Origin of the sequence: uncultured Thermus sp. (assembly GCF_938010445.1) — a bacterium.
Classification (GTDB): domain Bacteria; phylum Deinococcota; class Deinococci; order Deinococcales; family Thermaceae; genus Thermus; species Thermus altitudinis.
In genome coordinates, this window is record NZ_CALLUR010000030.1 from 1 (window position 1) to 10,822 (window position 10,822).

Genomic DNA, 10,822 nt, shown 5'->3' on the forward strand with positions numbered 1-10,822 from the left:
GGGGATCCGCACCTTGGGCACCACCCCGCCCGAGGAGCAGTCCAAGAGGTCCACCCCTATCCCCTTAAGCCTTTGGGCGAAGGCCAGGGTGTCCTGAAGGCCCCACCCCCCTTCCCCCCAGTCGGTGGCGGAGACCCGCACCAAAAGGGGAAGCTCCTTGGGCACCACCTCCCGTACCGCCTGGGCCACCCTGAGGGGAAAGCGCATGCGGTTTTCCAGGCTGCCCCCATAGGCATCCGTGCGCTGGTTGGAAAGAGGGGAGAGGAAGGAGGAGAGCAGGTAGCCATGGGCCATGTGGAGCTCAATCACCTGGAAACCCGCCCTTAGGGCCCGCTTGGCCCCTTCCACGAAGGCCGTGAGAATCCGTTCCATTCCCGCCTCGTCCAAGGGTTCGGGTACGGGATACCCCTCGTCGTAGGGGAGGGGGCTTGGCCCCACCACCCGCCAGCCCAAGGGCTTCCCCCCTTCCCAAGGCCTGCTGGTCCCGGCTTTACGCCCGGCGTGGGCCAGCTGGATGCCGGGCACCGCTCCCGCGTCCCGGATCCTTCGGGCAAGCTCCTGAAGGCCCGGAAGGTGCTCCTCCGACCAGATGCCCAGGTCATGGGGGCTGATGCGGCCTATGGGCTCCACGGCGGTGGCCTCCACCAGGATGAGGCCCACGCCTCCCAGGGCCCGGGTGGGGTAGTGGAGGAGGTGCCAGTCCGTGACCATGCCTTCCAGGGTGGCGGAGTACTGGCACATGGGGGACATGGCTAGGCGGTTTTTCAGCCTGACGCTTCTTAGGTCCAAGGGGGTGAAGAGGAGGGACATGAGTCCATTATGGACCGGGTGGGCCTAGGGTAAAATCCGGGCGCCGAACCGCTGGAACCTCTTCCACGAGGTTCTCGAGGGGGTGAGGGAATGAAGCGGATCCTTTGGAGTCTGGCTCTCCTATGGCCCTTGGCCTTAGCCCAGCCCTTGCGGGTGGCCATCCTTTGGCACCAGCACCAGCCACCCTACGAGAACCCCTTGACGGGGCAGTACGAGGAACCTTGGGTGCGGGTCCACGGGGTGAACAGCTACCCTTGGATGGCCCAGGTGCTTAAGGAGTTTCCTGGGATCAAGGTGACCTTTGACCTTACCTCCACCCTTCTCAAGCAGATAGAGGACTACCTTTCCGGCAAGGCCAAGGACGCCTACTGGCGGCTTTCCGAGAAACCGGTTGCCGCCCTTACCCCTGAGGAAAAGGCCTTTATCGTCCAGCGTTTCTTTGACATCAACCCCCGCTTCATAGAGAAAAGCCCCCGCTACCGGGAGCTCCAGGCCAAGAGGGCGAGGGGGGAGCCTTTTGCGGAGCAGGACCTTCAGGACCTGCGCCTCCTTTGGAACCTGTACTGGATCAACGTGGACTACATAGGCCAAGACCCCAGGCTCCAGGCCCTTTACCAGCAGGACCGGGGCTTCACCCAGGAGGATGTGAACTACGTGCTGGAAAAGCACCTGGAGATCATGGCCACCATCCTGCCCCTGCACAAGGAGCTTTGGCAACGGGGCCAGGTGGATCTCATCACCACCCCCTACTACCACCCCATCCTGCCCATCCTCCTGGACAAGGAGGCCATCCGGGAATCCAATCCTGCTTTGGCCCTACCCAAGGAGCCCATCGCTTGGCCTGAGGATGCCGCCTGGCAGGTGCGGGCGGGGAAGGCCTATTTCCAAGCCCTTTTTGGCCAGAGGCCTAGCGGGATGTGGCCACCCGAGGGTGCGGTAAGCCAAAAGGCGGCGGAGCTCTATGCGGAGGAGGGCATCGGCTTCCTGGTGACCGATGAGGCCATCCTGGGCAAAAGCGGGGTACCCGTGACCCCCCTCACCCTGACCCGGACCTACCACGTGGAGAAGCAGGGCCAGCGGGTGGTCCTTTTCTTCCGCCACCGGGACCTTTCCGACCGCATTGGTTTCAGCTACAGCCAGATGCCTGCCGAACGGGCGGTGGAGGACCTTATCGCCGCCCTTCTGGAGATCCGCCGCCAGGTGATTGGGGATAACCCCAACGCGGTGCTCACCCTTGCCCTAGATGGGGAAAACGCCTGGGAAAACTACCCCAATAACGGCAACGACTTCCGCCGCCTCCTCTACCGGCGCCTTGTTGAAGAGCAGGCTAAGGGTACCCTGAAGACCGTCCTCTTTTCGGAGGTGGCCCAAGAGCCCTCCTTGCCCTTGGCCCGGCTGGGCACCGGGGGTTGGGCAGGGGATTTTGCCATGTGGGCGGGGGAACCGGAGGAAAACGAGGCCTGGGACCGCCTAAGCCGGGCCCGGCAGGCGGTGATGGCCTACCGGGAGGCCGGAGGGGACCCTAAGGTGGTGGAGAGGGCCATGGCCCTCCTCTATGCGGCCCAGGCCTCGGACTGGTTCTGGTGGTACGGCCAGGACACCGCCTTTCCCAACCACGCCCCCTTTGACGAGGCCTTCCGGAGCCTTCTCAGGGCGGTGTACCAGACTTTGGGAAGGCAGGCCCCGGAGGAGCTCTTCATCGCCGTGCGACCCCCGGTTTCTCCCCAAGGAACGCCAGGCCGGGTGAAGCCCACCTTGGACGGCCAGGTGACCCCTGGGGAGTGGGAGGGGGTGGCCTACCTGCCGGATCCCGAGGGGGCCGCCATGCAGACCCCCGACGACCTCATCCAGGGGGTTTACTTGGGTTTTGATGAGGCCAACGTGTACCTGCGGGTGGACCTGCGGGATGGGGTCAAGGCCCGGGACCTGGTGGGCCAAGGGTTCCGCCTGCACGTCTACGCCACCCAGCCTGGAGGGGAAGGGGGTGCCGCCTTTCCCGAGGGCCTGCAGGTTTCCCTGGGATTTCCCCTGCAACAGCGGATCACCTTGGACCTAGACCAGGTTAAGGAGGGGCAAGGGGTGTTGGTGCGCTACGCCTACCGGGAGGGCAGCTGGGTTCTGGCCAGCTCCCCAGCGGACCTTTCGGGAAGGCGGGCTTGGGTGGGGGAGGTTTTGGAGCTTCGCCTTCCCTATACCACCCTCAAGGTGGAGGCCGGGGACACGGTACGGTTGGCCTTGGTACTGGAGAAGGGCGGGCGCGTTTTGGACTTCGCCCCCAACGGGGCACCTTTGGCCTTAAGCCTGCCCAGGCGCCTCGAGGGCAAGGAGGTGTTGCGCATCCCAGACCCCGAGGGCGACGAGCACGGCCCCGGCACCTACACCTATCCCAAGGAGGCCGCCTTCGCGCCTTTTAAGGGCCTTTTTGATCTCCTGGAGATGCGCATTCTGGATAGCGACCATCTCTACACCTTCGTCTTCACCTTTGCGGAGATGACCAACCCCTGGGGGGCCCCGGCGGGCTTCAGCCACCAGCTCCTCAACATCTACCTGGACTTTAAGGAGGGAGGCCGGACCGACACGTTCGCCAAAGGGGCTAAGGTGGCCTTCCATCCGGAGCACCCTTGGGACCTTTTCCTGAAGGCCGCGGGTTGGCCCCAGTACGGCCAGCGGGTGGGCTTTCCGGACGGCACCGATACCGCCGAGGGCATCCTGGTGAGCAGTAACCCCGCCGACAAGCAGGTGATCGTGCAGCTGGAAAAAAGGCACTTTAACCCCAAGCCCGGCCAGCAGGTTTGCTTCTATGTCCTGGTGGGAAGCCAGGATGGCTACGGGCCGGATCATTTCCGTCCCGTGGGCCGGGAGGCTGGGCCCTGGAACCTGGGTGGGGCCCGGGATGAGGATGCCCCCTTGGTGGTGGACTACCTCTGGCCGGAAAGGGGGGTGCAGGAGGCCTGGCTTTCCCAATATGGGGGTGGGCGCTTGGCGGTCCTTAAGCCTTATTGCGTCACCTGGCCTTAGGGGTGGGGTCTACCCCCACGAGGGTCCTCCAGGGTAGACTGAACCCATGGACCCCAGCCCTGGCCAGGGACAAGGCCCCGATCTTGCCACGGCTTTTCGCTATGTGGAAAGCCTTCTCTTCGGGGACATGGAGCGCCCCGGTCTCACCCTCTATGACCTGGAGCGCCTGGTGGGCTACCCAGCCAAAGGGGAGGGGCCTTTGACCTACACCCTGCCCCGCACCAAGAGCCTTTCCGGGGTGCAGGCGGTGCGGTTTTACTACTACCCCAAGGACCCCACCCTCCAGCTCATCGTGGAGATTGAGGACCTTCAGGGGAAAAAGCACCTTCGCCATTTCCGCTGGAATGGGTTTACCTGGGAAACGCCCCAAGGGGGACAAGGGGAGCTAAAGCCCACCCGGGAGGAGGTGGGCCTGGTGCAGGCAGGAGAGGATTTTTTCCTGGGCTTCCCCCGGGAGGAAGCCCTGGAGCTGGAGGAGGCGGTGCGCAAGGGGGAGGCCTTGGGGGCCAAATACCTCCTTTGCCCTCGCTGCCGGTCCCGGATTTTCTACGCTCCCTCGGTCCGCCCCGCGGGCCTTACCTGCCCCAGGTGCGGCAACCCCACCCTGCTTTTCAAGACCCTCTCCGCGCCCGAGGGGCCCAAGGACCCCCTCGAGGCCCTTGTGGAAGAACAACGGGCCCTGAGGAAGGCCATAGAGGAGCTAACCGCTTACCTTAGGCGCAAACTGGGGCCTTAGACCCTCACCCCGGGCTGGCCCCAGCCGGTGTAGGCGTAAAACCGGCCCCGTTCCCCTCCGAGGTAGTCCAAAAGGGGCTCCAGGAGGGGGCGGTGGCCGGAAAGCTTGGCCGTCACCTCCTCGGGGGTGAAGAACCGGGCTTCCACGATGTGGCCGTCGGGATCCCTGGGGTTCAGGAGCCCCTCGTAGCTGGCCCGAAAGGCCATGGCCAGGGTGCGTTCGTTCTTGCGGCGGTCCTCCACCTGGATGGCGTAGGCCAGGTGCTCAATGGTCTTCACCCTGAGGCCCGTTTCCTCCTGCACCTCCCGCACCAGGGCTTCCAATACCGTTTCCCCAGGCTCCACCGTGCCCCCGGGGAGGGTGTAGCGCACCAGGCCCCGCCGGCCCCAGTCGTTGCCCACCAGGAGGACCCGGCCTTGGCGGTCCAAGAGGATGGCCGCCACCACCAGGATCTCGCGGCGCATCACGCTTCCGTCAAGGCCTCCAGCTGCCTTTCCTGGTCGGCCCGTTTGAGGGCTTCCAGAAGAGGCTGGAGGTTTCCCGAGAGGACGCCCTCGAGGTCGTGGGTGGTGAAGCCGATGCGGTGGTCCGTGACCCGGGACTGGGGGAAGTTGTAGGTGCGGATCTTCTCCGAGCGCTCCCCGGTACCGATCTGGGCCAGGCGGGTCTGACGGAGCCGTTCCGCCTCTTCCGCCCGTTTGATCTCCAAAAGGCGGCTCCTTAGGATCATGAGGGCCTTCTCCCGGTTCTTGATCTGGCTGCGGGAGTCCTGGCAGGTGACCGTGATCCCCGTGGGCAGGTGCACCACCCGCACGGCGCTATCCGTGGTGTTGACCCCCTGGCCCCCGGGCCCCGAGGCCCGCATCACGTCAATGCGGATTTCGTCCATGTTGAGCTGGAAGTCGGACTCCTCCGCCTTGGGCAACACCGCCACCGTGGCCGTGGAGGTGTGGATCCGCCCCTGGGTTTCCGTGGCGGGGACCCGTTGCACCCGGTGGACCCCGCTTTCGTACTTGAAGGTGCCGTAGGCCCCAGGGCCGCGGATTTCCACGATGACCTTGGAGAAGCCACCCAGGTCGGTGGGGTGGGAATCCAGGATCTCGGTTTCAAACCCCATCTCCTGGGCGAAGCGCAGGTACATCTCCAAAAGGTCCCGGGCGAAAAGGGCGGCCTCCTCGCCGCCGGTGCCGGCCCGGATCTCCAGGATGGCGTCCCGCTCGTCCAGGGGGTCTTTGGGCAAGAGATGCCGCTCCAGCTCCTTTTCCAGCTCCGCCTTGCGAACCAGGAGGGCTTCCTTCTCCGCCTTGGCCACCTCCTTGAGCTCGGGGTCCTCGAGGAGGCCCTCCACCCCCTCCAAGTCCTCCAGCACCTTCCGGTACTCCCGGATGAGGGCGATCACCTCCCCCATCTCCGCATACCGCCGGGAGAGGGCCTGGTAGCGCTTCTGGTCCCTGAGGACCTCAGGGTCGGCAAGGAGCGCTTCCAGCTCCCGGTATTCCTCTTCTAGGCGCGCAAGCTTCTCCAGCATACCTTACCTCAGGATACTCCAAGGCGGGGTTGCCTGCGGGTTTAGGTATGCCTAAAATAAGGCCCATGGAAACCCCGGTTTTCCTCTATGCCCTCTGGGGAGGGCTCTTCACCTGGGGGCTCACCGCGGTAGGGGCCGCCAGCGTGTTCCTGACGCAGGAGCCCAGCCGCAAGCTTCTGGACGGCATGCTGGGTTTCGCCGCCGGGGTGATGCTGGCGGCCAGCGTCTTTTCCCTCCTCCTTCCAGGTATGGAGATGGCCGAGGCTCAGGGCCTGGTTCCTTGGGTGCCTGCGGTGGTGGGCTTCCTGCTGGGTGGGGCTTTGTTGCGCCTCCTGGACCGCTTCCTTCCCCATGTGCACCTGGGGCCAGGGGCGCAGGAGGAGGGGATTCGTACCTTGTGGCGGCGCACCACCCTCCTGATCCTGGCCATCACCCTCCACAACTTCCCCGAGGGCCTGGCGGTGGGGGTGGCCTTTGGGGCTGCGGGGTTGGACCCTACGGGAGCCGCCACCTTGGGTGGGGCTATGGCCTTGGCGGTGGGCATCGGCCTGCAGAACCTGCCGGAGGGGTTGGCGGTGGCCTGGCCCCTAAGGCGGGCAGGTATCCCGGCGGCAAAGGCTTGGTTTTACGGCCAGCTGTCCGCCGTCGTGGAGCCCCTTGGGGCCTTGTTGGGAGCCCTTTTGGTCACGCAGATGCTTTACCTATTGCCCTACCTCATGGCCCTGGCGGCAGGAGCCATGGTTTTCGTGATCGTGGAGGAGGTCATTCCGGAAAGCCAGGCGGAGGGCAACGGGGACATCGCCACCTTTGGGGTGATGACGGGCTTCGCCCTCATGATGGCCTTGGACGTGGCCCTAGGCTGAACCCTTCCTGGGGGTTAGGAGGGGGAATCCCCCTTGCCCAGGCGTTCCTTAAGGAGGCGGGCGGCTTCCTCCGCCTTGGCCTTGGCGGCTTCGGCGGCCTGGGCGGCTTTCTCCGAAAGCTCCTTCAGCTTATCGGGGATGCCGTCCTTATCCTGGTCTAGCTCGGCCAGGCGGGCCTTGGCCTCCTCCAGGGCCTTCTGGGCTTCCTGAAGGGCTTTTTCCACCAGGTCGGGCTTGCCGTCCTTGTCCTGATCCAGCTTTTCCCGAAGCTCCATTAAGCGCTTCTCCACCTCGCCGGTAGCGGAACGGGCCTTCTCGGAAACCTTTTGCAACAAATCCTTGAGAAAATCCATGGGGATAGTTTACAACAGGGCTTGGAGGTCCCCCAGCACCTTCTCCGTTTCCTCCACCTTGTCCGGGCTAAAGAGGAGGACCAGCTGGCCCTCCTTTACCACAAAGGTGGTGGCCGTGTGGTCCACCAGGTACTCCCCGGGGCCCCGGTACTGGGTTTTCTGGTAATAGACCCCGAAGGTGCGGGCCACCTCCTGGATGGTCTCGGGGCTTCCCGTGAGGCCTAGGAAGCTGGGGTTAAAGGCTTTGGCGTACTGGTCAGAGACCCCCGGGGTGTCCCGCTCGGGGTCCACGCTGATGAAGACCACCTGCACCCTTTCTTGCTCCTTGGGGGATAGGCCCTCGTAGGCCCGCTTCAGGGCCAGTAGGGTGGTGGGGCAGACGTCGGGGCAGTGGACGTAGCCGAAAAAGATGAGGACCAGCTTGTCCTGGAAATCGGAAAGCCGCACCGGGCCTTGGGGCCCCTCGAGGACAAAGTCCACGGGCTTGGGGTTTAAGAGCCGGGTGCCGTAGAAGCTATGGGAGCCCTTGGGCAGGAGGAGGTAGGCCACCGCCACCAGGCCCAGAACCAGCAGGATGGGCACGAGGGGTTTCGCCTTCATCGCATCTCCACGGGTAGGATCACCTTAAGCCTGCTGCCGTCTTGGAACTTCAGGACCAGGGTCACCTTTTCCCCGGCTTTCAGGGGGCGCCTAAGCCCTTCCAACATGAGGTGGTACTTCCCCGGGCGGAACTCCACCTTGCCCTTTGGGGGGATATCCAGGTGAGGAAGCGGACGCATGCCCAAGACCACCTGCCCCCCTCGGTGCTCCCGGTGATCCATGTGGATGGAAACCCGCTGGGCCACCTCCGTTTCCGCCCCCACCAGGCGCAAGGGCGCGCTTCCGCGGTTTTCCAGGGTCAGGTAGGCGGCGGTGTCCTTGACCACCGGGGGTACCAGGCGCACCCAGCCGGGGGTGGCCAGGGCCTGGGCCCAGGCGGCCCCGCCCAGGAGCAGGCCGACGAGGGTTAAACCGCTGGCAAGACTCCGTGGCCAAAGGAGGGGTTTCACGCCCTTAGGGTACCAGGCGGTGGCGGGGAAGGGAACCCGGCAAGTGAAGTACAAATGTCCCATACCCCCCTCTTACCCTGGGGGAGGATGCGGGCGTTTCTTCCCCCCCTCCTAGCCCTTGCCCTCCTCTCGGCCTGGGCGGCCCCGGTACTCCGCCTGCAGGGGGAGGTGGAGGGGCCTTTGGTCCTTACCGCCCCCAACCTGGTGGTGGAGGGAAAAGGGGCGGTGCTACGGGGGAAGGGGGGGCATACCCTAAGCCTCTTGGCCCCGGGGATCCGGGTGCGGGGGCTGAAGGTGGTGGGGGCAGGGCCTGAGGAGGATTTTTTTGAACCCCATGCCGCCCTTTACCTAAGGGGGTGCGAGGGCTGTCTCCTAGAGGATGTGGCCGTGGAAGGCGCTCCCACCGCGGTGCGGGTGGAGGACTCCCCGGGGGCGGCCATCCTGGGCCTGAAGGCCCAGGGCCTGGGCCAATCCCCAGGGGTCTTGGTCTACGGGAGCCCTGGGGCCAGGGTGGAGGGGGGTTGGCTTAGGGGGTATATGGACGCCATTTACGTGGAGTATAGCCCCGGGATGCGCATTGTGGGGAATCGCCTCGAGGACAACGGGCGCTACGGCTTCCACGTGATGTTCTCCTGGCAGGTGGTGGTGGCCGGCAACGAGTCCCGGAATAACGGCATTGGCAACGCGGTGATGCACGGGGCAGAGAACCGGATAGGAGAAAACCGGCTTTATGGCCACAAAAGCCCCGTGGGCTATGGGCTTTTGGTCCAGGACGAGCAGGGGACCGAGGTCCGGGGCAACCTCTTTGCGGAAAACACCCTGGGCCTGGTGCTAATGGACGCCACCCGGGTGAGGGTGGCGGGCAATGGCTTCCAGGAGAACGGCACCGCCTTGCGCATCACCCGGGAGAAGGGGGGAAACTCGGCCCAGGTGGAGGGGAACGCCTTTTGGGGCAACCTCTACGATCTCCTGGTGGACGATCCCTTGGCCAAGGCTCGGGTGGTGGGGAACCGGTACGACCGGGCCTCTGGCCTTCCGGTCCCCCACCTGCCCACGGGGAGCTTTGCCCTTCTGCTTGCCCGGCAGCCCGAGCTTTCCCTCCTGGCCCTTTCCCCGGGGATCATCCTCTGGGAGGCCGCGGAGGCCCAGGTGCCGGGGCTTAGGCTGGTGGCCCTGGCCGATCCCCAGGCGGCCCCCGTGGCTTGGGAGGCCAGGTTTGGGGGTCTATGGGCCTTCTTGGGCCTTTTGGGAGGCGTCCTATGGTGGTGGCGGAGGGGCTGATCAAGGCGGGGAGGCTCAGGGGGGTGGGCCTTAGGGTGCCGGGGGGCGTGGTGGGGCTTCTCGGCCCCAACGGGGCGGGCAAGAGCACCCTCTTGGCCCTCCTGGCGGGAAGGCTTAGGCCCGATGGGGGTCGGGCCAGCCTCCTGGGCCACCCCCCCAGGGCCCCGGGGGCCTTGCCCCTTAGGGCCTACCTGCCCCAAAACCCCAGGCTTTTCCCCCACCTGCGGGTCCTCGAGGTCCTGGAAGGGGCCAGGCGGGTGAAGGGCCTGGGCCGGGAAGCCCTGGAGGAGGCCCTGGAGCGCATGGGCCTGGAGGCGTTCTTGGGGAAGCGGGTGGGGGAGCTCTCTGGAGGACAGCGCCAGCGCCTGGCCCTGGCGGCAAGCCTTATGGGTAATCCCCCCATCTGGCTTCTGGACGAGCCCACCGCGGCCCTAGACCCCAAGGGCCGGGAGCGGTTTTGGACCTGGGTGGGCGAGAAGGGGCAAGGGGCGGTGCTCGTCGCCCTGCACCACGTGGAGGAGGCCATGAAGGCGGACCGCCTCCTCCTCATGAAAGGGGGGGAGGTTTTGCAAGAAGGCCCCCCGGACCAGGTTTTGGGCCCAAGGGGAGAACGCCTCCCCTGGCTAATGGAGGTGCTCTATGAGGAACCGGCGTGAGGTGCTCAAGGCTTTGGGCGGACTGGTGGTGGCAGGGCCGGTTCTGGCCCAGCACATGGGGCATGGTGGGGAAAGCCCGGCCCCTGCTGGGGGGATGCGGGTTCCCGACCGGCCCATTCCCTGGGATGAGGCCCTGTGCGCCTTCTGTGAGATGCCCATCAAGACCCCGGAAGGGCAGTGGCGGGGCCGCACCTTCCCCAAGGGCTTCTTTGAGCAGACCTACAGCCAGATTGCCTTTGAGAAGCCCCGGCCTGCCCCCCACGATCCCAAGCAGGTGGTGGAGGCGTTGCACTTTGAGAGCATCGCCTGCATGGTGAACTACGCCTGGGTGCATGGGCTTAAGGACGGGGAGGGGGCCACCTTTTACGTGACCGACCGGGGAGCCTACGACCCCGCCAGGCCCCAGGAAACCGTGCGCCTCATCCCCGCCCGCCAGGCCACCTTCTACTGGGGGGAGAGGATGATGGTGGTCATGAACGCCAAGCTTCTGGCCTTCGCCAGCGCCAAGGCGGCCCAGGAGTTTGCCGA

Annotated in this window: 12 protein-coding genes; 6 read left to right on the forward strand and 6 right to left on the reverse strand. The window is 65.4% G+C overall.

Features of this window, described 5'->3' with window-relative positions; genetic code table 11:
* The coding region (locus tag Q0693_RS01560; protein WP_298628661.1) for an NADH:flavin oxidoreductase/NADH oxidase at positions 1–810 on the reverse strand (810 nt) is incomplete at its 3' end.
* Positions 811–900: 90 nt separating this feature from the next.
* On the opposite strand from Q0693_RS01560, the gene Q0693_RS01565 reads away from it, so the two are divergent.
* Complete coding sequence (locus tag Q0693_RS01565) at positions 901–3,828, forward strand: glucodextranase DOMON-like domain-containing protein (RefSeq protein WP_298628663.1); 2,928 nt, start codon at positions 901–903, stop codon at positions 3,826–3,828.
* A 46-nt stretch (positions 3,829–3,874) separates the two neighbouring features.
* A complete protein-coding gene (locus Q0693_RS01570; RefSeq protein WP_298628665.1) occupies positions 3,875–4,564 on the forward strand; it encodes a hypothetical protein in 690 nt (229 codons plus the stop codon).
* Here Q0693_RS01570 and Q0693_RS01575 read toward each other — a convergent pair.
* A complete protein-coding gene (locus Q0693_RS01575; RefSeq protein WP_243030028.1) occupies positions 4,561–5,028 on the reverse strand; it encodes an NUDIX hydrolase in 468 nt (155 codons plus the stop codon). The genes Q0693_RS01570 and Q0693_RS01575 overlap by 4 nt on opposite strands.
* The gene (prfA, locus tag Q0693_RS01580) at positions 5,028–6,092 is read right to left on the reverse strand and encodes a peptide chain release factor 1 (RefSeq protein WP_243030027.1); all 1,065 of its coding nucleotides are present in this window, start codon (positions 6,090–6,092) and stop codon (positions 5,028–5,030) included. The genes Q0693_RS01575 and prfA overlap by 1 nt, the downstream gene beginning before the upstream one ends.
* Positions 6,093–6,157: 65 nt before the next feature.
* On the opposite strand from prfA, the gene Q0693_RS01585 reads away from it, so the two are divergent.
* Entirely contained in the window at positions 6,158–6,955 is a 798-nt protein-coding gene (locus Q0693_RS01585; RefSeq protein ID WP_298628667.1) for a ZIP family metal transporter, read from the forward strand.
* 14 nt (positions 6,956–6,969) lie between these two features.
* Here the strand turns inward: Q0693_RS01585 and Q0693_RS01590 are convergent, their stop codons facing one another.
* From Q0693_RS01590 to Q0693_RS01600, 3 genes are read right to left on the reverse strand one after another with little or no spacing between them, the layout of a single operon-like run.
* Entirely contained in the window at positions 6,970–7,308 is a 339-nt protein-coding gene (locus Q0693_RS01590; protein WP_243030025.1) for a dolichyl-phosphate-mannose-protein mannosyltransferase, read from the reverse strand.
* A gap of 9 nt (positions 7,309–7,317) precedes the next feature.
* A complete protein-coding gene (locus tag Q0693_RS01595) occupies positions 7,318–7,908 on the reverse strand; it encodes an SCO family protein (protein ID WP_243030024.1) in 591 nt (196 codons plus the stop codon).
* Positions 7,905–8,270, reverse strand: coding sequence for a copper chaperone PCu(A)C (locus tag Q0693_RS01600; protein ID WP_243030035.1), 366 nt, complete (start codon positions 8,268–8,270; stop codon positions 7,905–7,907). Before Q0693_RS01600 ends, Q0693_RS01595 begins: the two co-directional genes overlap by 4 nt.
* A 174-nt stretch (positions 8,271–8,444) precedes the next feature.
* Here Q0693_RS01600 and Q0693_RS01605 point away from each other — a divergent pair, with 174 nt between their 5' ends.
* The 3 genes from Q0693_RS01605 to Q0693_RS01615 form a co-directional block, all read left to right on the forward strand.
* Entirely contained in the window at positions 8,445–9,638 is a 1,194-nt protein-coding gene (locus Q0693_RS01605) for a NosD domain-containing protein (RefSeq protein ID WP_298628671.1), read from the forward strand.
* Positions 9,617–10,294: an ABC transporter ATP-binding protein gene (locus tag Q0693_RS01610; RefSeq protein ID WP_298628673.1), complete on the forward strand. Its 678-nt coding sequence runs from the start codon at positions 9,617–9,619 to the stop codon at positions 10,292–10,294. The genes Q0693_RS01605 and Q0693_RS01610 overlap by 22 nt, the downstream gene beginning before the upstream one ends.
* Positions 10,278–10,822 (forward strand): nitrous oxide reductase accessory protein NosL (locus Q0693_RS01615; RefSeq protein ID WP_298628675.1); only part of this gene is annotated, 545 nt, incomplete at its 3' end. The genes Q0693_RS01610 and Q0693_RS01615, both read left to right, overlap by 17 nt.

What these genes read in the sequence shown, in the direction of transcription:
- Q0693_RS01575 (WP_243030028.1), bottom strand. Translation starts at nt 5,028, where the DNA reads ATGCGCCGCGAGATCCTGGTGGTGGCGGCCATCCTCTTGGACCGCCAA.
- Q0693_RS01565 (WP_298628663.1), top strand. Translation starts at nt 901, where the DNA reads ATGAAGCGGATCCTTTGGAGTCTGGCTCTCCTATGGCCCTTGGCCTTA.
- Q0693_RS01585 (WP_298628667.1), top strand. Translation starts at nt 6,158, where the DNA reads ATGGAAACCCCGGTTTTCCTCTATGCCCTCTGGGGAGGGCTCTTCACC.
- Q0693_RS01610 (WP_298628673.1), top strand. Translation starts at nt 9,617, where the DNA reads ATGGTGGTGGCGGAGGGGCTGATCAAGGCGGGGAGGCTCAGGGGGGTG.
- Q0693_RS01595 (WP_243030024.1), bottom strand. Translation starts at nt 7,908, where the DNA reads ATGAAGGCGAAACCCCTCGTGCCCATCCTGCTGGTTCTGGGCCTGGTG.
- Q0693_RS01590 (WP_243030025.1), bottom strand. Translation starts at nt 7,308, where the DNA reads ATGGATTTTCTCAAGGATTTGTTGCAAAAGGTTTCCGAGAAGGCCCGT.
- prfA (WP_243030027.1), bottom strand. Translation starts at nt 6,092, where the DNA reads ATGCTGGAGAAGCTTGCGCGCCTAGAAGAGGAATACCGGGAGCTGGAA.
- Q0693_RS01570 (WP_298628665.1), top strand. Translation starts at nt 3,875, where the DNA reads ATGGACCCCAGCCCTGGCCAGGGACAAGGCCCCGATCTTGCCACGGCT.
- Q0693_RS01605 (WP_298628671.1), top strand. Translation starts at nt 8,445, where the DNA reads ATGCGGGCGTTTCTTCCCCCCCTCCTAGCCCTTGCCCTCCTCTCGGCC.